The organism is Streptomyces sp. NPDC043176, from assembly GCF_056436715.1.
Genome location: NZ_JBWKCA010000013.1, coordinates 185,143 through 204,865, shown reverse-complemented (window position 1 = coordinate 204,865; position 19,723 = coordinate 185,143). Strand labels below are relative to the sequence as shown.

Sequence of the window (19,723 nt, the reverse complement as noted above, 5' to 3'; positions counted from 1 at the left end):
CGCCCCCACCCCGGAGAGCGCCCATGGAACCTCTGCCCGCGCCGAGCCCCACCAGCGTCAGGATCACCGGCGACCACTATCAGTGGCTCATCGCCTGGACCGGCTGCCTCAACCTCCTGCGCGAGAACGCCATCCACACCGCCAACCCCGTCATCTCCGTCGGCGTCGAAGCCGACGACGCAGGCAACCTCGACGACGTCGTCCTGCTGCGCCGCACCCCGCCCCACACCTACACCCAGGTCAAGTACACCGTCAGCAGCGCCACACCGGTCAACGAGGAGTACCTGACCAAGCCCAGCCCCACGGGCGGTCCGTCGATCCTGAAGAAGATCGCCAAAACCTGGCGCGCTCTCACTGCCGACGGCACCGAAGCGGACCTCGCGATCGTCACCAACCGGGCCCCGGACCCCAAGGATCCCCTCATCGCCGTACGGGACGCCCGCACCCAGCTACTACTGCCCAAGGCCGCCGACGGCACCGCACGCTCGAAGACCGGCCAGGCACGAACCCGCTGGGCCCAGAACGCCGGCCTGAGCGAAACGGAGCTTCATGAGCTCCTCTCCCGCCTGCGCTTCGACCTGTCCCGAGAACTGGCCCACGTGTACGAGCAGCTGCAGCTCCTGATGGCTGTCTGCGGTCTGCGCAACGACAGCCGCGCGGTCGACGAAGGCGCTAACTGGGTCGCCCAGCAGGTCCGCGACGGCCACCGCACCCTGACCCTCGACATGGTCGAGACAGCCGTCGACAGCCTCGGCCTCAAGACGGGACCCGCTTACGCGATCCTGTCGATCGCCACCCTCAAACCCGACCCGCTCGCTGCCGAAGCCGACCACGCCATCAACTGGATCGACCGGTTCGAAACCGACTCCGAATACACCAAACGCCGCCCGCTCGCCCCCGCCACCTGGGCACAGCTCCAGGACGACATCGAGGCGGCCCCCGACCGCCTGCCCGGCCGCACCGACATCTCCGTGTCGGGAAGCCTCCGCCTGGCCCCCGCGTTCCTGACCGGCACGGCCTTCCGCATGGTCACCGGAGCCGACCTCGCCGTCCTCCAGCGTGGAGACCTGTGGTCCACCCGCGACACCTACGACGCCGAATACGCCCCCACCGTCGAGGAGTACGACATCGGCCAGGGCGAGGACCTCGCCGTCGGCATCAACATCACGGTCAGGGCCGAAGACTTCACTCAGGACGTCCTCGAATACGTCGAAGGACAGAACATCCCCGCATCCAAACTCCTCATCCTCACACCCCCCACCGGTCCTAAGGACCGCTCCATCCTCGACAGCCCCGCAGCCAACGCCCTCGCTGTCGGCATTCGCAACGCCCTGCGCCGGCCCGCCCGCACCACCCCCCGAATCCACCTCTTCCTTGCCTGCCCCATGGGGCTCGCCCTGCTCCTCGGCCACCGCTGGAACCGGCTGCGGCCCACCGTGGTGTACGAAGACGTCAGCACGGCACAGGTGTACGAGCCAGCCTTCTTCATCCAGGCCTGAACTCCACGGCCACCGCGAGCGCCCGGCCCTGGGCCATGCGATACCGGTGTAGGGGCCTGCTTCTCACCGGACCTCCCCGTGAGGCAAGGGCCCGCGACGGGTTCTCGGACGGTCACCGGGCTGCGCGACGCTTGTGACCGCAGCGCTGGAGTGCCGGCCTGTCCGGGCCAGCGCTCGCTCCGTCTACCCACCATCGGTGTCGTCCGCCAAGCAGGCGAATTTCAACGGGGGATGATCAGGTCGCTAAGCTGCCCAGCAGTTGGCATCCGACCGCGGTTGAAGACCACCGCGACGAACAACACCACCACTGGTAGAAGTGGGACGAGTGCGGCCTCGGGCAACCCAAGGGTTGCCGCACCGGCCATAACCAGCACGACCACGGCACCCACCGTCAGCATTCGCGTTCGCTCCCGCGGCGTGGCCGGAGCCACATCGACGAGCTGGTCAGCGTCAAGAAGGTCGTCGATGCGGCCTTCGGCGTAACGCTCGGCAATAGTCAGCAGCATCACGATGAGGTCTTCCAGGGCGCGCCCCGGCTCAGAATCCTGCCGGGCCTCGGCTCTTCGTAGCGCTCCCACTACCAGGGCGGCGTGCGCCTTGAACTGGCGTTCGTTGTGCCGTCGGGCCCTGGCACGGCGGGTGCGGTGGACCCTCCAGATGACTTGCTCGACTGGTTGCATAGAAACTCGTGGAATCTGGCAGTCCGGCTGGGTCTCCTCCCAACGGCGGAGCACTGTGGCGCACTGAGCTGCGACCGTCAACAGAGCTACGGTCGGCCAGCAACGCCGGTACTCCATTCGGGCACTCGCCTTGTCGGGGTACCCGGCCAGAGATTCCAGATCATACGCCGCGTGGGTCGCGGCGCTGCCGGAGCTGGTCAGGTTGGTGCGCTTGATGATCCACACCTCGGCGACCAGGAGCAGGGCGAACGCCGTGATCTTGGCTACCGGACCGATCACACCCAGGTTCCAGGTACGCACGGCGATCGGCACTGCGATCACGCTGCTGAGCAGCTTCTGAACCACGCCGGGCGTCGGCCCCGGATCCGCGCTCAACCGCAGATGCTCCCAGTCGGCTATGTCGTCGACGTTCATCAAGACGATTTCCAGCAGGATGAACTGGAGTGTCCTGATTGGCATCGCCAGCGGGGCGACGCGCCACCAGCGCACGACGTACAGCGGGGCCAGCCCATGACCGTCAACACGATCTTGTATTCGAGCAGGCAGTACCAGTATCTGCGTCAGAAGCGGAGCGGCTCGACGGACCCCTGAGGCGTGGCGTATCCGCTCGAAGCGCTCCAAAGAACGCACCCCCCAGCGCTGGACGGGCCCGGGAATCAGGAAGAGGGGGACTGCGACCAAGACCGCAAGCTCAACAGCCAGGATGAGATAACCGATTGACGACACCTCGACAGTCTCACGTACCCCACCGACAGCGGCGCTCGAATCGCGTCCTCAGCCGATCGCCACGACGTACACGCTGGCCCACTTACGCCTCGGGTTGGCCATCGTCGGGTCGAATTCCCACGGCTCGACGCTCTCGCGAAGCCGGCCTCCGCGAACAACTGGGGGATCTTGTCCAGGACGTGGGCCCAGTGATGAGGCGTGTACGTCACGTCGTCGTCCTGGTCGCGGAAGACGTAGTTGATCAGATCGAGGTAGGTGTTGATGTCCTCGCGGCAGGTGCGCTTCGTGTACCAACGCTTGATCATCTCCCGGGCGTCCTCCGGACCCGCCGGGTAGTGGCCGAGGACGAAGGCCGCATCCGGCACGCCCGTGATGAGCTGACCGCCGGGGGCGAGGACACAGTAGGAGCGGCAGGCCGCCGTAGTGCGCCAGGCGCTCCCCGGCCTGGCCGAGCAGATCCTCGCCGAACCCGCCTGGCCCACTCTCGCCACCACCCTCAACGACGCCATCACAGCCGGCCACGACCCCGCCGCGCTCCTCACCCAAGCCGCCCGCCACCGCGAACTCGACACCGCCCCCAACGTCACCGAAGTCCTCACCTGGCGCCTGGGGCGCCTTCCGGATCTGGCAGTCGGGAAGCCCCCCACACAACAGGCCGGCAGACAGAGATCAGCATGGTCCTGCCACACCCACGCCAAGGGCGACGTGGTCGGGCTCCCTTCCAAGGAGCCGCTGACACAGACACTGCCCCGATCGGCACATCCCACGTTCACCCGGTGAACAGGTCGCAGCTCGCTCTCAGGGATGCCGTTCCGCACCGGAACAGCGAACCCGTTCCAAAACGGAATACGCCCGCCACGATGGTGAGAAGGGGGCGAGATCGCGTTCAGTCGAGCTTGCCCTCCAGCAGCTCCAACGCTTCCTCCCACCGGAAACGGTCCGCTCCCCCACCCGCCTTCGGCCGGTGCGGCTCGTACGCCCCGACCAGCACGCCCATCTCCCGCAGCTGCTCCAGGTTCCGGCCGTACGCCGGATGCGCGGCCATGGCTGCATTCACGTATGGCAGCACGACCGTCGGGATGCCCATCCCGTACGCCTCGCACAGGATGCCCAGCGCGAGGGTGTCGGCGATGCCGGCCGCCCACTTGTTGATCGTGTTGAAGGTGGCCGGGGCGACGGCGATGGCGTCGGCGGGCGGGAGGGGACGCGGGTCGCTGGGGCTGCGCCAGGCCGAGCGGATCGGATAGCCGGTCTGGGCCTCGATCGCCTCGGTGCCGAGGAAGCCGAGGCCCTGAGGCGTGGCTATGACGCCGACGCCCCAGCCCTGCTCCTGCGCGGCGGTGATCAACTTGTGTGCGTCGCCCGCGATGCCGGCGGCGCAGACGACGACGTACAGGAACGGCTGTGCTGTCACGCGGGGACTCCCAGTCGGCGGCTGAAGTGGTGAAGTTCGGGCAGCGTACGTCGCCGATCGCGGGCGGCCATGTCGGCGACCAGGTCGCGGACGGCGGGACGGCGTACGTCCTGGGCGGCACAGGTCTCGGCGATGCGGAGGGCCTGGTAGCCCTCGGCGAGACGGCCCTGCTGGTTGTAGGCGCGGGCGGCCTCGACCCACAGCGCCGCCCGGCGTTCGGGGACGGGGATGTGGCGGCGCATGAGGGGCGCGGCGGTGTTCAGGGCGATGCCGGCGTCGCCGAAGGCCACGGAGGCGCTCACCGCGTGGAGGGCGACGTTCGTGGGGCTGAAGTTGGCCCAGGCGTCGGGGCGGTCGAGTGCGACGTAGTGGGCGATGTCCCGGGCCTCGTCGAGGAATTCGCGGGTGGCGGCACGGTTGCCAGCCGTGCTGGCGGCAGTCACGCCTCGCAGGAGAAGGAGTCCTACTGCCGCGAGGTAGCGCGGGGAGCGCTGGTCGTATGAGCCTGCGAGCTGGCCCGCGGTGTGCCGAACCAGAGTGACGGCCTGGGCGGTGTGCTTCTCACGGGTCAGGACGTGGGCGTGGACGCGGACGCTGGAGGCGAGAACGACGGGGTCACCACAGCGTTCTGCTTCGGCCATGGCACGGCCCACGGCGAGCCAGGCGTTGCCGTGGTCTCCCTGCTTGAGCAGCAGGCTTGTGGAGGTCTGGTAAGCGGTAGCGAGGAGCCCGGCCATCGCTGCGTCACCGTGGTGATCGCCTGCAGCTTCGCGCAGGTCGGCGATGAGGCTGGGAAGGGTGGCCTCCAGCGCTGCGTAGTCGCAGGTGTAGAAGAGGCGCCGAGCCACGGCGATCCGTGATTCCAGGGACTCCTTGTCCATGCCGTCCACTCGGGCGGAAGCCGTGCGTGGGCCGGGGAGGAGTGCGCGGACGAGGTCGTCGTGGGCAGCCGTGGCGGGTGCGGTGGGGGCCGCGAGGGACGCGATGCTCGCGGCGAGGAAGGTGCGGCGGCGCATGTCTTCTGTCTCGGGATCGTCTGTCGGTTCTGCGGACGGGCCGGGGCCGCTCAGGCCGAGGAGGTGGAGTGGGATGCCGAGTTCGGCGGCGACGGCGCGTAAGACCCGGGTGTCCTCCGTGCCCCGTCCGCTCTCCAGGCGGCTGATCTTCGACTGGTGGTAGCCGAGCGCGGTGGCGACGTCCGCCTGCGAGCGACTGGTACGCAGGCGAGCGCGTTTGATCGTCTCGCCGATCTTCTCGGCTTCGGTCTTCACGTCTGCCATCCATGCCCTTCCGTCCGCGTCGAGCATGCCCCTCCGGACGCAGCGTAGGCGAGTCGTACGAAGGCTTCATGCAGCTTCTGCATGAACGATGCAGTACGGGCACAGGCCGTCGCGAAGTGCGCTGGCGGCGCTGTTCCTTGGGGTGGTCGATCCGACTTCTGGAGGCCGCTCGTGGAAGCGCACCAGCTCATCTTCTCCCTCCCGCCGAGTCCGGCCGCCGTGCCCGTGGCACGACGCCAGGTACGGGAGGCCATAGCCGCCTGGCCGGCGGTGCCCGCGGCGTCGGAAGCCGTCCACACGGCCGAGCTGGTCGTCAGCGAGCTCGTCACGAACGCGGTTCGTTACGCCGGTCATCAGCCGATCAGTGTCGTAGCCCAGCTCTCCGACGCGGTTCTGCGAGTGGAGGTCAGCGACGCGAGCCCCACTCTGCCGACGGCCGTGCTGCCGGACGAGGACAGCGAGGGCGGACGCGGGCTCTTCCTGGTCGGCGTGCTCGCGGACCGCTTCGGTACGGCGCCGGCGGGCTCTGGCAAGTGCTGCTGGGCCGAGATCGACGTCGCCGGCGCATCCCCGGCCAGATCCGTCTCCGCCTTATCCGTTCCCACGCAGAGGAGTTGTACGTGAGTACCCACGTCCCCGCCGTTACGTCCCAGGTGATCGCGATCTGGCCCGGCCGGCCCCTAGCCGGTGCCGTGACGGTCGACGGTTCGAAGAACGCCGCGCTCCCGCTCATCGCGGCTGCGGCCACCCTCCTGCGCCCCGTACGTCTCGACAACGTTCCCGCCAGCTCCGACGTCCAGACGCTGCTCGGCCTGCTGCGGCAGGCGGGATGGAACACCGCCCATTCGGTCGGTGACAGCCGCACCGTCCTCGTCCTCCCCGGCGAGGCGGCCCCGAAGGCCAACGGGCTCGGCGAGGACGCTTCCAGCATCCGCGCCTCGTACTACCTCGTCCCCGCCCTGATCGCCCTGTGCGGTCGAGCCGGGCTCCCCTGGCCCGGCGGTTGCCGGATCGGCGACCGCGGGATGGAGCAGCACTTCAAGGTGTACGAAGCCTTCGGCGACCGCGTCCGAGTGGATGATCGCGGGTACGTGGTCGAAGCCGGCAAGGCGGTCCCTGGCACGGTGTCGCTGGCCCTGCCATTTCGCTCGCGCGGGGCGACGATCGCCGCGGTGCTGCGCGCCGTGGTCGCAGGTGCGCCGCTGCGGCTCGGGCAGCCGAACCTCTCCCCGGAGGTCCTCTGCGTTCTGGACGCTCTGACAGCCGAGGGGTACGCGTACCGTGCGGGCGAGCGCGTCCTCACGCTCGCCCCGCCATCTTCGGTCTCAGGGGACGCGCCCGTCTGGAAAGTGCCGGGAGACAAGATCGAGGCCGGAACCCTGGCCTGTGCCGTGGCCGCCACCGGCGGCACCGCGCGGATCGAGGGCGTCCGAGGATCTGACGTCGGTCCGCTGATCGCGGCGCTGAACCGGATGGGCATCCCCACGGCCGAAGAGCCCGAAGCGCTGGTCGTCAACGGTCGGGACACTCAGCCGACCGGTCGGCCCCTCCGGGCCATGGCCACCCTCGCCCCCACTGGCCTCGACGCCGACTTTGAACCGCCGCTGCTCGGGCTCGCCCTGGGCTTCCCCGGCACGCACCTGTTCTCGGACCCGATCAACCCCGGGCGCCACAGCAACCTCATCCCCCAGCTCGTCCGCATGGGCGGGGAGATCACCGAACTGTCCTCGACCGAATGCCGGTTCACCGGCCCCCAGAGGCTGACGGGTGCCGGAGTGGAGGCGACCGACATCCGCACGGGTTCTGCGCTGATGGTCGCCGGCCTCACTGCCCGTGGCGTCACCACGCTCGGCGGGGTGGATCAGATCCGCCGCGGCCACGCCGACCTGTCCGGCAAGCTCCTCGTCCTCGGCGCCGACATCTGCGAGATCACCCCATGACCGCAGCCAGACACCTCCGCCGGATCATCGCCACCACCGACTTCCACTCGGCCTTCGACGACGCCGTACCGATGCTCACGCACCTGCACGCCAGAAGGTACGACAGCCTCGTCGTCGACTGCGGGGACTTCTTCGAGGGCACGGGCTACTACCGGCTCGGACAGGGCCGCATCGAGCGGGACGTCCTGGTCCGCCTCTACGACGCCGTCGCCCCTGACAACCATGGCTGGGTCCACCACTTCGAGTCCGACCTCCATGGCATCACGGTGTGCGCGAACGCCGTGGACGCCGAGACCGGCAATCCGCTCTTCCGTCCGGCCCGCCTCGTGAATGTCGGCACCCGCCGCGTCGCCGTCACGGGCGTCATCGGTCCCCAGGCGTTCAACGCCATCCCCGCCGACCAGCGCGCCGGACACCGTGTCACCGAACCGGTCCAGGCACTGCGCGAGCTGATGCTGACCCATCACCACCAGGCCGACTCCTGGGTGGTGCTCAGCCACTCCGGGTCGACGAGGATCTCAAGCTGGCTGCTGCCTGCCCGTTCCTGGATGTCGTCTTCGCCGGGCACTGTCACAGCGAGCGGCCGGGGCCGGTGCCCGTGGGAGACACGCTCGTTCTCAAGGGGCGTGAACTCGCGGCCGGGTATGCGCTGGCCGAGCCCGTGGGCGCCGGCTGGGCAGCCCGGGTGGACTCCTTCCCGCCCACAGCCGACCTCCCCCGAGAACTCGCCCCCGTAAGGGAGGCCATCGACGCCATCCGAGAGGAGCTGCGCACGCCGCTTGGTCCGCTCCGGGCCCCGTACGCGAACGGCCTGCTCGACCGTCGCGCCCTGCTCACCGACGTCGCCGGCCGCCTCCACAACGGTCTGGGCGTCGAAGCCGTCCTGCTGAACGAGACCGCACTTCGGTATCCCAGATTGGGGACCGTACTCACGCAGGGCGACCTCCTGGCCATCGAGCCCTTCAACAACAAGCTCGTACACGCCCTCGTGCCGGAGCGCTTCCTCGCAGATCCTGCGGCCCTCCTCGCCCACCTCACCGAGCAGGCGGGCCCGGTCGTGTCCGCGCCCCGCCCCCTGCCCGACCGCCTGCCGACCGTACTGACCACCGGCTATCTCGCCGACGCGTACCTCGGAGGCCGTACCCGGCAGGCCGGCGTCCGTCTCAGCCAGGCCGTGCAGCGCACGCTCACCGATGGAGAATCCCGATGATCCTCACCGGCCCCGAGATCACCCAGGCCACGGCCGACGGCCGCATCCGTATCTCCCCGTTCGAGCCGACGCAGGTGAACCCGAACAGCTATAACGTCCGTCTCGGCGGGACCCTGCTCACGTACACCGGACACGCCCTGGACGCCCACCGGCCAAACGCCACCGAGTCGATCGAGATCGGTCCGGACGGCTTCGAGCTTCAGCCCGGCCAGCTCTACCTCGGCCACACGATCGAGGAGGTCGGTTCGGACACCTTCGTACCCCTGCTCTTCGGACGTTCCTCAATCGGCCGCCTCGGCCTGTTCGTGGAGATCACCGCTCCCATCGGGGACATCGGCTTCCACGGCCAGTGGACGCTCATGCTCTCCCCGATCCGACCGCTCCGCGTGTACCCGGGTATGCGGATCGGCCAGATCATGTTCTTCGTGTCGGTCGGCCCGGTGGCCCTCTACGCGGGCAAGTACCAGTCGTCCGCCGGCCCCCAGCCCTCCGCGTACTGGCGCGACCTCGCCGCCCTCGGGGCGGTGGCCTCGTGATCCTCACCGGCCCCGCCATCGCCGCCGCCAGGGCCGCCGGCGAGATCACCATCGAACCGTACGAGCCGCGGAGGATCTCCCCCAACGCCTACGACTGGCGTCTCGGCGACACCCTGCGCTTCCACGACGGCTCCCTGGACGCCGCGAGGCCGACCGACTTCCAGGAAGTGCCGATCCCCGAGTCCGGGTACGTGCTGCGGCCGGAGGTCCTCTACCTGGGGACGACGTACGAGCGGACCGGCTCGGAGGCGTACGCGCAGTTCCTCAACGGCGACCGGACGATCGGGGCGCTCGGCATCTGGGTCCACGTCTCCGCTCCCTTCGGGCACCAGGGCCACGCCATCCGATGGACGCTGGAGATCCGGGCGAGCCGACCGGTCCGGGTCTACCCGCGCATGAAGTTCGGCAAGTTGGTCTTCCTCCAGGCCCTCGGCGCCACGGCCAGCTACCAGAACCACGGCCTCAAATACCGGGCCAGCCAGGGCATCGAAACGTCCCGCCTCTACGAGGAGAACCCGGGAGGCCCCGCGTGAACCCCACCGTCGTCACGGCCCTCGACCTGCCGTTCCCGAGCCCCGGCGGAAGCGTCGAGCTCTTCCTCGATCTGTACACCGGCCGCGCTCCCCTCCTCCCCGCCCGGGCCTTCATGCTCGCACCCGAGCACAGGGGACTGCAGCCGTCCATGCCGCCGGGTCTGGAGCTGGTGCATGCGCCAGGAAAGTGCCTGACGGGGTACGCCTTCTGCCGCTATGTCGTCGCCCTCCAGCAGGCACTGGCCGAGGCGGTGGATAGGGGCGACGCCGGAGTCCTGCATCTGCAGCATCTGGCCTTCGGCGCCACACCAGCTCTGCTCAGAGCCTTCCCGAAGCTCCCTCGGATCGCCCTGGTCCACGGGACCGACCTCCTCTTCGCCGAAACGTATCCCGAACAGTTGGCCACCCTGCGCGAGGCAGCCTGGGCCGCCGACGCGATCGTGGTGCCGACCGGCGCAATGGCGGACCGACTGCTCCTCCTCGTCCCCGACACCAGACGCCGCAAGATCGAGAAGATCCCCTGGGGCATCCCCGACCACCTCATCGCCACCCCTCCCCCACGACGCCGGAACCAGCCCTCCAGCCACCTGCGGATCCTGTACGCCGGCCGCCTCACCCCCGAGAAGGGCTTCGACACCCTCCTCTCAGCCCTCCCGCTCACTCAGTCCGCCGAGCTGTCCATCGCCGCACCCCGAGCCGAATTCCATGCCCTTCGCCCCCGCCTTCACGAGCGCGGGGTACACGTCCACTACCTCGGCTGGCTACGCTGGCCACAGCTCTGGAGGACCTTCGCCGACCACGACGTCCTGGTGATGCCCTCCACGACGCTGGAGGCCATGGGCCTCGTCGCGCTCGAAGCCCAGGCATGCGGCCTCCCTGTCCTCCACCAACCCGTCCCCGGCCTCACCGAGGCACTGGGAGGCACCAGCCTCGCCACCGACTTCGCCGACCCGCACGCCGTCGCCCGCGAACTCGACCGCCTCCGCACCAGCCCCGGCCTCCTGCCGGCGCTCCGCGCGGCCGGCGCCACCAACGCAGCCCGGTTCCCTCTGAGCGCCACCGCCAAAGCCCTCGCCGAGCTCGGCAGGCGACTCGCCTGATCACCCGTGGCGCACCCCCACCATGACCGGCCCTCTCACTACGATCGGAACACCATGACGCTCGACATCCCGCGCATTGAGCAGCTCCTCCAGGACGGTGTCCGCGACCGGGTCTACCCGGGAGCCGTCTGGGCCGTCGGCAACGCCTCTGGCACGACGGCGAGCGGGGCGGTCGGCCTCCTCGACCCGACTCGTCCCGACGAGCCGACGCGGCTCGACACCGTCTTCGACATCGCCAGCCTCACCAAGATCGTCGCCGTGTGGGCCGTCATCGGCACCCTCGTCGAAGAGGGCAAGCTCCAGCTCCACACCCCGCTCGGCACCTTCTGGCCCGAGGTCACCGGCCACCCGCTCGCCCAGGTCACCACCCACGAGCTCCTGACCCACACGGCCGGCCTGCCTCTACGTGCCAACCTCAAGAACCTCTACGGCACCGATCCCCAGGACATCCGCGACGGCGTCCTCCATGAGAGCCTCCATCGCGCCCCCAGCGAGGCCGTCGAGTACACCGACCGAGCTGCCCTGACCCTCGGTTACCTGGCCGAGTATCTCGCCGACCAACCCCTCGGCCGCCTGGCCGCAAGCCGAATCTGGGACCCCCTCGGCATGACCGAGACCCGCTTCGGCCCCCTGCCTGCAGCCACGATCGCCCGCTGCGCCCCCACAGAACTCGACGAGGAAACCGGCGCTCACCTCAAAGGCACCGCCCACGACTTCTCCGCCCGCCTCCTCGGCGGCACCTGCGGCATCGCCGGCGCCTTCTCCACCCTCACCGACCTCAGCCGCTTTCTCCAGCACATGCTCGCCCCGACGCAGGCCGCCTTCGGCCCGACCTGGATCGCGGACTCCCTACGCATCCGCACCGGCGAACTCACCCCTGCACGCGGCCTCTTCTGGCACCCCGCTCCTGACACCGAACTACGCGAGGACATCTGGATCCACTACGGCTTCACCGGCACAGGTATGTGGATCAGCCCGAAGCAGCAGCGCTGGGCAATCCTCCTCACCAACAAGCTCTACTTCACCCGCGACCGCGAACCGCTCACCGCCGTACGCAACTCCTACCGCGAGACCGTCTTCGCAGACGGTGCCCTGCTGGGACGGGCACAGACCGGTCGATGATCCACGCTCTAACTCCCGCCCCAGTGCGTTGTGCTCTCGCGAGGGCAACCACGGGGTGATCACCTTGTCTGTGCTCAACCGCAATCACCAGGAGCGGGCGAGCCGGTGCGGGCGCCGAGTGCAGGGGCGTGCTGGGGTGCGATGGACGGCGCCAAGACCATCCCTCGTGGTCGGCCCGCACACCGACCGACACAAGGACCAAGCCCGCGCCCGAGAGCAACATGAAGATCCAACGGCTACACGTCTTTCCCAAGCCACGACGGAGCCGTCGCCGGCACCTCTGGCCCGATGATGTCACCCGTGCCGAACGGTAGGTTCCCCATGTAATCGCCGACTCGGAACGGCCGCATGAGCGTCGGCTGGAAGACAGCCTGCAACTGCATGGTCATGAGCGGCAGCGGAGATCCTCCTGGCGGCGGCGAAATCCGCCGCAGCCACGGGTCGCCAGCCTGCGCAGTCAACCACTCGCCGGCCGCCGAGAGCCACGTGAGCGATCCCTTGTCGAGGATCCACACCCCATCCAGACGATGCTCAGGATCCGTGTTCTGGGCAAGCTCCCACATGACTTCGCTCAGTCTCTGCAACGACGTTGGCGTGGGGAAGGCAAAGACGAAGCCCAAAGTCGGGAAGTAGTCGTACTCCTTGCCATACCGCTGGAGCACCGGTTTGAAGATCGGCTCGGTCGCCCTGAGGATCCAAGCTGTCTTCGCGTATCGCTTGATGGCGGCGGCGTCCTTCCACGCCTTCCACAGCTCGCCTTCCGTCAGGACGGACTTCACTTCAATCAGGCCGTGCACGCACTCAACGGGAACAACATCAACGCCATGTGCAGACCACATCGGTGGCGTCGAGGGATCACAGATGAGTACGTCGCACTCGGTGGAGTGGTCGCCTACGCTGCTGATGATCTCCACGTTCTGACGTACCAGCACGGTGGCAGGGAGGTACCTACGGAGGAATTCGGTGACCAGGTTGTTCTCGGCGGCTTTTCCCCTCAGCCCTTTGTGTTTCACCAAGGCGCGCGTCGTCTCAAAGTCGTCCTGCATGCGCCTAGCGATGGAACCGAAGATCGCATCCATTTTGTCCTGCTGGCTCATTCACACAGTCTGCACGTTTCCAGGGGGCTTCGGCTCGAACAGCCCGCAGCCATCCAGCCCGAACCAGCCCGAACCAGCGTGGCGAGGCCGCATCGGCAACGGGTGAAAGACCAGGTCAGGGGCCCTATCCGCGAGAGCGGGTCGGGTCCCTGAGTGGTCTCTGGGGCCGTTTGGGAGCCGAGTGCGAGATCCTCCTCCAGCCCCGGCTCCACATGCCTCCTGATCGGGCAATGGATGCGCTCCCCAGCTTCAGGTCAGTAGCCCGCCGATGGCCGTGGCGAGAGCTTGTCCGCTCTGCTGGACAGCGGTCCCGAGGACAAGTGCGGGCAGTGCCTGTGCGATCCCCCTCAGCGTGTGCGCCTGCTCGGCCGGAGCCGCAAGTGAGTCGTCCGCGGTGCCCGCCATGGATCTCAGAGCTTCCATGTGCGGCAGACCCGCCGCGTTGCGCTCCAGATCCACCCGGAACGCGACGAGGAGGGCTCGTACGGCGTCGACGTCGGTGACCCCGTGGGCCGATGCAGCCTGGTGCACATGAGAGATGTTCTGCCCGACGACGTTCTGGAGTGGAGCGTTGTTGTTGCCGCCGATGCTGATGCCCGTGCCGTGTCCCGACTCGGGTGTGGGGTCAGGTCGACGTCGTCCAATGGCCATCATTTTCCTCCTTGGCTGGTAGAGCCTTGACCGATGTTGCTGTTGCCGTTACCGACGACATTCTGGATCGGCGCGTTGTTGTCGCCATAGATCTGGATGTTGTTGGTCACAGCAGCCACCTGCTGGTCGTAGGCGGTTGTGTCGATGCCCAGGTCCCGCAAGTAGGCAGCGACGGTGCGGAACACGCAGGTCTCTATGAGGACGACATGCCGCTTGGCGTCATCACTCTGATGCATGTCAGTGACTTCCTCGGTCGAGTAGCGGTCCCGCAGGCTCACAGGGTCCTCTTCCTCGGCCCGACCCTCGATGCTCTCTCCGAGCGCGATCCGGGCGACCAGGCGCCACAACGTCAAGGGGCCGACAGCCGCGTCCAGGAGGGCTTGGACCGTCACCCACCTGAGCAGCCGCGCACCACGCTTGCCGACGGGGACCGCTGTCACCTTCAGCTCGTTGTAGAGCGGGGTCATGACGTGCGGCCGTACGGTCAGACGCAACTCGCCTGCCTCCAGGGCAGCGTGAACGAACACGCTGACCACAACCTGGCCGTCCCAGGTGATGCACTGCGCGCGCAGATAGAGTCGCGTCGGCTCACTGGAGGGCGACTTACGACCCCGGCCAGTCAGATCCGGCGCTTCCCCGTTCGCCTCCCGGGTCCGCTGTAGCCAGAGGTGGGCCGGCAACCCGAGAACTCGCTCCATAGAGAACCCTGGCAGCGGGTCCGTGATCTCCCGTGCACCCCGTCCCAGTTCGTCGAGTGCCGCACCCACGCGCCGCAGCAGTTCCGCCTCGCCGAAGGGCTTGACCGACTCCTCGGGGTCCATGGGTTTCAGAGGGATGTTGATGTGGGCGGCTCCCCAGAGATCGCGCCCGGCGCCGATGAAGTGCTGCGAGGCGTCATAGGGCAGCTGGCGCCCCTCCTGCTCCTCCCCGATCTTCGCGAGCCTCCGGGTAGCCCTCGGCGACGTCCACGGCAGCGCGTCGCGGGAGACCCGCTTGCGACTCAGCACAGACAGAGCGGCCCTCGCCACCAACCGGTCCCCGACGTACACCACTGCCATCCCAGCAAGTAGGCCGACCGGCACCGCGACCAGCCCAAGTCTCACCTCCGGCACCGGTTCGTACGGCACCAGCGCCAGCATCCACGGAGCGACGAGAGGCAGACACGCCAACCATGGGCGGCGGGCCAGCCGACTGTTGAGATTCTTCTTGCGCTGCGCTCGAAACGCCGCCCACCTCATGGTGAGGGCGACCACGACCGCGGTCACCCAGATCGCCGTCGCCCACGGAGAGACATACCCGGCCGCCGTCAGGAGCAACAGGAAGCAAAGACGCCGTAACCACCGCCCGCGACGTGCACGCAAGCTGTGCGCCACCATCGGGACAAGATCGAACCCATACGACGGCACAGGCACCAGCGGACCGTTCAACACATGGTCGACAACCCATTGTGCCGTCGGCTCGCCCAGCGGAGGGCAATCGTCACTGCCCTCCAGGTAGATGGGCCTGCGTGTACTACGCCGCGGCTTCTTCGGAGCCGCGCTCTTCCCCCGAAACTTGCGCCACCACGCCTTAAGCTCCTTCACTCGATCCGGCCGCGCATAGACCGCCTGGCACAGTAACCGCGTCACCTCGGTGGCAGTCGGATCCACCTCCGCGGGACGAGGTGTGTCGGCCGTCCGGGCAGCCCGCTGGACGGGCACACCGGGCCACCCGTCCGTGCATGCCTCCTCCTGCTTCTTCTCCCCAGCTTTGGTGCCCCAGGCGATTCCCATGCCGCTTCCCCGTTCGCTCGTACGGCGGGCATCTTCACGACGAACGGCGGAAGCCGCCAGACCACAAAGGCGACATTGCGTGTAACAGGTCGCGAGACAGATGGATTGGCCGAAACCTGATCAGGCAAGCTGGACGAAGCCATTCCGCAGAGGCACATGACAGCGACCCAGGCCATCAAACCGTCGACAGCTCACCGCAGGAATCACCACCAACCTCATGATCTCCACGGCGGCAATCACCCGCAGCGCGTCCTCGCCACATCCCCGGACCCGATAGCCACCACGTCGGCCACCTATCCGCCTCGCTGAGCACCCCGTCCAACGGGGAGCCAACCTACTCCCCGAGCCTCCGCCAGACCACGCCTCACCGAACCTCGATGCCAGCCCAGCGGGGTGCACTCGCTGGGCTGGCAGGCCCAAGGTCCTCCGATCAGATCGACAAACGTCGCGTTCGGTTGACCTCTGCCAGGTGCAACAACGGCTTGAGGGGAGGTCAGCTCGTACAGCTGCCGGCCGTGCCCCAACGAAGGAACTCCGTACCTCCAGCGCCACCGAGGACCGCCACCGCGTACTGGGCGTAGCCCCATCCCTGCCCCGCGCGAGATTCCGCGAGAACTGTCCGGCAGGCCACGCCGGCGGCGGCCTCTGCCCACTCCTCTCGCGTGCTCTGGTCCCACTCGGGTTTCGTGGCCCACACGTACATCGCGCCTTCGTGCGGAGCGAAGCCGATGCTGGTGTTCTCGTCGCTGATATACCGGGGGTCTTCGAACAGACGGGAGTTGGCGTTCCAGTCGGCAAAGAGCTGGTGGACCGCCTCGGTTGCCACCCTGATTTCGCGTTTGTCGACGCTGGGGATCTGGGCCGCGGCCAGTCCTCCTTCAGTGGGGTACCAGCTCGGGGCCTGCCCGGGGTCGGCGGCAGTGCGGTCGATGGTCTGCGTGATACAGCCGGTGTTGGCGCGGAAGTCGTCCTCCCACACAATCGCCGGCGCCGTGGATGTGGTGTTGTCGACCAGGACGTACTCGTCATACGGAAGGGACTTGTAGATGTCTGCCATCATGCGCAAGGTGAGGCAGGCGTTCTTGGCCACTCCCTGCACGACGCGTGACTCCACGGCCGGGCCGCTAATGGTTATGTAGAGCTCTCTCCGGGCCGGGGCGTAGCCCACGTCGTACTGACCGCTGTAGTTGTAGTCCTCGCCCATGCCGTAGCTGAGGTCGTGCCCGAGTGCGGCCTCGGTCTCGATCTCCGCTTCTCCTTTGGCACGACGAGCTGCACGCCACGTGGCGATCGTCGCCTCGTCCGCGTTCGCAGGAGTAGGGGATGACGCGGCTCCCACCACAGCCTGGGAGCTTGCGGGCGAAGCGGAAGCCGGCATGGTGGCAGTCTTGCTGGGGGATGCGCTGGCGGGAGGACGGGAACTCGTCGAAGCCGTTTCCGTCTTGTCGGGCTGCAGGGCCAGCGCTCCACCCGCCAGGCCACCTATGACAGTGCCCACCACCGCCGCGATGCCGACGAGTCGTCTGCTGGAGCGGGCAGGACGTCTCCAGTTCGGGTCGTCCAGAGTGGGGACGGCCCACTGGGCAGCGACGAGATCGCCCACCAATGTCGGCTCCGCACCCGTCGGCGCAACCTGTGTGGCCTGTGCTGCGAGGAGGACGGCACATGTCTCGGCAGCGTCCCACGCGGTGGCTCGATCCCCCGGCTCCTTGGCGAGAGCGCTGCGCACGATGGCGTGGAGTTCGCCAGGAAGACCACGCAGATCAGGATCCTCGGACATGACCCGGTAGGCGACCGCGTCGGGGGCTCCCCCGCCGAAGGGCGCGCGACCGGTGGCGGCGAAGGCTATGAGGGCGCCCCAGACGAACATGTCGCCCTCGGGACCCGTTGTACCGGTGCGGTAGTGCTCGGGGCTGATCCATCCTGGGGTTCCGGTCAGAATGCCGGTGCGCGTCACGGATGTGCCGTCGGCGGCATGAGCGATGCCGAAGTCCAGGACTCGGGGACCGACCGGGGTCAGGATGACGTTCTGCGGCTTGACGTCCCTGTGGACGACACCCGCGGCGTGAATGGCCGCGAGAGCCTGGGCTGTGCCCGTAGCAAAGGCGTAGAGGGTTCCACCAGCCAGCGGCCCGTGCTCGGCGATGTACCGATCGAGGGTGAGCCCTGGGGCATAGGCAGTGGCCAGCCACGGTGACGGTGCTTCGGTGTCAGCCGCGATCAGGGGTACGAGGCAGGGGCCCTGGACACGGGCGGAGAGCTGGACTTCTCGGCGGAAGCGCGCCCGGAACTCCGCGTCGTCCGCCTGGGCCGGGTGGACGACCTTGACCGCGACCCGCAGACCGGCGGCGTCGAGGCCGGCGAACACCGTGCCCATGCCCCCTGAGCCGAGGCGACCGATGATCCGGTAGGGGCCGACGCCCTTGGGGTCACCGGGGTGGGCAGCCAGCACCCGCCCCCCAGAACGAGCACTGCTCACCGGGCTTCCGATCTCCTTCAGACGTGCAGCAGGCCAAAGGCCGGACGCATGCCGGTACCTGAGAGCTGGATATTAGCTGCGCGTCGAGGCGATAGGCACTGCCTTCTCAGGCAATGGTCGGCAACGCTTCCTCATCGAGCACACAAGAGCGAAACGGAGCCGACGAGACTCGCTCGCCGTGCTCCGTCGCTTTCGCCGCAGCGCGTCTGTTCATCGGTGCGCGCCGCGGCCCGGCGCTCCCCGACAATCGACTGACGCCCCATCAGAACGAGCGTCAAATGAGCGTCATCTCAGCGTCAAGACATCGCCCGTAACGCCCACACCGCACCTACCGCGCACGCACAAAACCCCAGGTCAGGCGTCCTTCTTCACCGGCTCCAGGATCGCCACGCACTCCACGTGGTGGGTCATCGGGAAGAGGTCGAAGGCGCGCAGGGTGCGGACCTTGTAGCCGCGGTCCGCGAAGTAGGCGATGTCTCGGGCCAGGGCTGCCGGGTCGCAGGCGACGTAGGCGATGCGGCGGGCGCCCAGGCCCGCGAGGTGGTTGACCGTCTGCTTTCCGGCGCCGGCGCGCGGGGGGTCCAGGACGATGAGGTCGACCTCCGTGATGCCCGTGCGCGGGAGGACCGACTCGACCTTGCCCTGTTCGATGCGGACGCGCGGGAAGTCGGCGAGGTTGTGGCGGGCGTCCTCCACCGCGCGCTTGCCGGACTCGATGCCGAGGACCGCGCCCTGGTCGCCGACGCGGTCGGCGAGGGCGCCCGCGAAGAGGCCGACGCCGCAGTAGAGGTCGAGGGCCGTCTCGCCCTTGCGGGGGGTCAGGCCCTGCATGACGGCGAGCATCAGGGTATGCGCGGCCTTCGGGTGGACCTGCCAGAAGCCGCCGTTGCCGACGCGGTAGGTGCGCTCGTCGGCACGCTCGCGGACGAAGGCGCGGCCGTGGACGCGGTGGACGCCGCCGTCCTTCTCGTCGACGCGGAGGACGGAGACCGGCTTGTCCAGTTCCACCAGCGGGAGGCGGCCGCCGGGCTTGGGGGTCAGGATGACCTGGCGGTCGTGGGAGCCGGAGGCGGCGATGGCCTCGACGGCGGCCATGCCTTCCCAGGTGCGCTTCTCGATGCCGAGTTCCGAGACGCCCTCGGCGGCGATCATGCAGTGGTCGATGATCTCGACCTCGTGGGAGCGGTGCTTGCGCAGGCCCGCGTGGCCCTCGGCGTCGACGGCGTACTGGACGCGGGTGCGCCACTGCGGGACCTGGCCGGCGGGGAGCTTGTCGCCCTCGGCGGGCATGACCGTGCCGTCCCAGCCGGCCTCCTCGGGGGTCAGTCCGGCGAGCCGCAGGAGCTGCTCGGCGATGACCTCGCCCTTGAGGCGGCGCTGGGCGCCGGGCTTGGCGTGCTGCCAGTCGCAGCCGCCGCACTTGCCCGGGCCCGCGAAGGGGCAGGGGGCCTCGACGCGGTCCTTGGACGGGTCGAGGATCGTGATCGCGTCCGCACGCAGGAAGCGGGACGTCTCCTCGCCCTCGGTGACGCGGGCGACGACCTTCTCGCCGGGCAGCGCGTGGCGGACGAAGAGGACGCGGCCCGCTTCGGTGCGGGCGATGCAGTGGCCGCCGTGGGCGACCGGCCCGACCTCGACCTCGTACTCTTCCCCGACCAACGACGAAACAGGGGTGTTCTGCATG

Annotated in this window: 16 protein-coding genes and 2 pseudogenes; 9 read left to right on the top strand and 9 right to left on the bottom strand. The window is 68.5% G+C overall.

Going from position 1 to position 19,723, the window contains the following annotated elements; genetic code table 11:
- Positions 1 to 23 precede the first annotated feature (23 nt).
- Positions 24 to 1,499, top strand: a complete 1,476-nt coding sequence (locus tag AC067A_RS22635) for an SAVED domain-containing protein (protein ID WP_479244284.1) — start codon at positions 24 to 26, stop codon at positions 1,497 to 1,499.
- A gap of 221 nt (positions 1,500 to 1,720) precedes the next feature.
- Here the strand turns inward: AC067A_RS22635 and AC067A_RS22630 are convergent, their stop codons facing one another.
- Entirely contained in the window at positions 1,721 to 2,905 is a 1,185-nt protein-coding gene (locus tag AC067A_RS22630) for a hypothetical protein (protein WP_479244283.1), read from the bottom strand.
- Positions 2,906 to 2,953: 48 nt separating this feature from the next.
- Positions 2,954 to 3,303: pseudogene (locus tag AC067A_RS22625) on the bottom strand (class I SAM-dependent methyltransferase); the annotation flags it as partial.
- Between the two features lie 25 nt (positions 3,304 to 3,328).
- Between AC067A_RS22625 and AC067A_RS22620 the strand changes: the two are divergent.
- Positions 3,329 to 3,685 (top strand): hypothetical protein, encoded by a 357-nt coding sequence (locus AC067A_RS22620; RefSeq protein ID WP_479244321.1) that lies wholly within the window; start codon positions 3,329 to 3,331, stop codon positions 3,683 to 3,685.
- Positions 3,686 to 3,791: 106 nt separating this feature from the next.
- On the opposite strand, the gene AC067A_RS22615 is transcribed toward AC067A_RS22620, so the two are convergent.
- Positions 3,792 to 4,319 carry a flavoprotein gene (locus tag AC067A_RS22615; RefSeq protein WP_389645495.1) on the bottom strand — a complete coding sequence of 176 codons (528 nt, stop codon included), beginning with the start codon at positions 4,317 to 4,319 and terminating at the stop codon, positions 3,792 to 3,794.
- Positions 4,316 to 5,599 (bottom strand): helix-turn-helix domain-containing protein, encoded by a 1,284-nt coding sequence (locus AC067A_RS22610; protein WP_479244282.1) that lies wholly within the window; start codon positions 5,597 to 5,599, stop codon positions 4,316 to 4,318. Before AC067A_RS22610 ends, AC067A_RS22615 begins: the two co-directional genes overlap by 4 nt.
- Positions 5,600 to 5,770: 171 nt before the next feature.
- Here AC067A_RS22610 and AC067A_RS22605 point away from each other — a divergent pair, with 171 nt between their 5' ends.
- From AC067A_RS22605 to AC067A_RS22575, 7 genes and pseudogenes are all read left to right on the top strand, one after another.
- Positions 5,771 to 6,223, top strand: a complete 453-nt coding sequence (locus AC067A_RS22605; protein WP_479244281.1) for an ATP-binding protein — start codon at positions 5,771 to 5,773, stop codon at positions 6,221 to 6,223.
- Positions 6,220 to 7,539 (top strand): UDP-N-acetylglucosamine 1-carboxyvinyltransferase, encoded by a 1,320-nt coding sequence (locus tag AC067A_RS22600; protein ID WP_479244280.1) that lies wholly within the window; start codon positions 6,220 to 6,222, stop codon positions 7,537 to 7,539. The genes AC067A_RS22605 and AC067A_RS22600 overlap by 4 nt, the downstream gene beginning before the upstream one ends.
- Positions 7,536 to 8,749, top strand: a pseudogene (locus AC067A_RS22595) (bifunctional UDP-sugar hydrolase/5'-nucleotidase). Before AC067A_RS22600 ends, AC067A_RS22595 begins: the two are co-directional and overlap by 4 nt.
- Positions 8,746 to 9,285, top strand: a complete 540-nt coding sequence (gene dcd, locus AC067A_RS22590; RefSeq protein ID WP_389645508.1) for a dCTP deaminase — start codon at positions 8,746 to 8,748, stop codon at positions 9,283 to 9,285. Before AC067A_RS22595 ends, dcd begins: the two are co-directional and overlap by 4 nt.
- Positions 9,282 to 9,818, top strand: coding sequence for a dCTP deaminase (locus tag AC067A_RS22585; protein ID WP_479244279.1), 537 nt, complete (start codon positions 9,282 to 9,284; stop codon positions 9,816 to 9,818). Before dcd ends, AC067A_RS22585 begins: the two co-directional genes overlap by 4 nt.
- A complete protein-coding gene (locus AC067A_RS22580) occupies positions 9,815 to 10,918 on the top strand; it encodes a glycosyltransferase family 4 protein (protein WP_479244278.1) in 1,104 nt (367 codons plus the stop codon). Before AC067A_RS22585 ends, AC067A_RS22580 begins: the two co-directional genes overlap by 4 nt.
- Positions 10,919 to 10,972: 54 nt before the next feature.
- Positions 10,973 to 12,040 (top strand): serine hydrolase domain-containing protein, encoded by a 1,068-nt coding sequence (locus AC067A_RS22575; RefSeq protein WP_389645516.1) that lies wholly within the window; start codon positions 10,973 to 10,975, stop codon positions 12,038 to 12,040.
- Between the two features lie 236 nt (positions 12,041 to 12,276).
- On the opposite strand, the gene AC067A_RS22570 is transcribed toward AC067A_RS22575, so the two are convergent.
- The 5 genes from AC067A_RS22570 to AC067A_RS22550 form a co-directional block, all read right to left on the bottom strand.
- Positions 12,277 to 13,137 carry a DUF6602 domain-containing protein gene (locus AC067A_RS22570; RefSeq protein ID WP_479244277.1) on the bottom strand — a complete coding sequence of 287 codons (861 nt, stop codon included), beginning with the start codon at positions 13,135 to 13,137 and terminating at the stop codon, positions 12,277 to 12,279.
- Positions 13,138 to 13,386: 249 nt separating this feature from the next.
- Positions 13,387 to 13,788, bottom strand: coding sequence for a hypothetical protein (locus AC067A_RS22565; RefSeq protein ID WP_479244276.1), 402 nt, complete (start codon positions 13,786 to 13,788; stop codon positions 13,387 to 13,389).
- Positions 13,788 to 15,560, bottom strand: a complete 1,773-nt coding sequence (locus tag AC067A_RS22560; RefSeq protein WP_389645522.1) for a hypothetical protein — start codon at positions 15,558 to 15,560, stop codon at positions 13,788 to 13,790. Before AC067A_RS22560 ends, AC067A_RS22565 begins: the two co-directional genes overlap by 1 nt.
- A 493-nt stretch (positions 15,561 to 16,053) precedes the next feature.
- Entirely contained in the window at positions 16,054 to 18,039 is a 1,986-nt protein-coding gene (locus AC067A_RS22555; protein ID WP_479244275.1) for a serine/threonine-protein kinase, read from the bottom strand.
- Positions 18,040 to 18,393: 354 nt separating this feature from the next.
- Complete coding sequence (locus tag AC067A_RS22550) at positions 18,394 to 19,722, bottom strand: class I SAM-dependent RNA methyltransferase (RefSeq protein WP_479244274.1); 1,329 nt, start codon at positions 19,720 to 19,722, stop codon at positions 18,394 to 18,396.
- Position 19,723 lies beyond the last annotated feature (1 nt).

What these genes read in the sequence shown, in the direction of transcription:
- AC067A_RS22550 (WP_479244274.1), bottom strand. Translation starts at nt 19,722, where the DNA reads ATGCAGAACACCCCTGTTTCGTCGTTGGTCGGGGAAGAGTACGAGGTC.
- AC067A_RS22570 (WP_479244277.1), bottom strand. Translation starts at nt 13,137, where the DNA reads ATGAGCCAGCAGGACAAAATGGATGCGATCTTCGGTTCCATCGCTAGG.
- AC067A_RS22565 (WP_479244276.1), bottom strand. Translation starts at nt 13,788, where the DNA reads ATGGCCATTGGACGACGTCGACCTGACCCCACACCCGAGTCGGGACAC.
- AC067A_RS22635 (WP_479244284.1), top strand. Translation starts at nt 24, where the DNA reads ATGGAACCTCTGCCCGCGCCGAGCCCCACCAGCGTCAGGATCACCGGC.
- AC067A_RS22560 (WP_389645522.1), bottom strand. Translation starts at nt 15,560, where the DNA reads ATGGGAATCGCCTGGGGCACCAAAGCTGGGGAGAAGAAGCAGGAGGAG.
- AC067A_RS22575 (WP_389645516.1), top strand. Translation starts at nt 10,973, where the DNA reads ATGACGCTCGACATCCCGCGCATTGAGCAGCTCCTCCAGGACGGTGTC.
- dcd (WP_389645508.1), top strand. Translation starts at nt 8,746, where the DNA reads ATGATCCTCACCGGCCCCGAGATCACCCAGGCCACGGCCGACGGCCGC.
- AC067A_RS22610 (WP_479244282.1), bottom strand. Translation starts at nt 5,599, where the DNA reads ATGGCAGACGTGAAGACCGAAGCCGAGAAGATCGGCGAGACGATCAAA.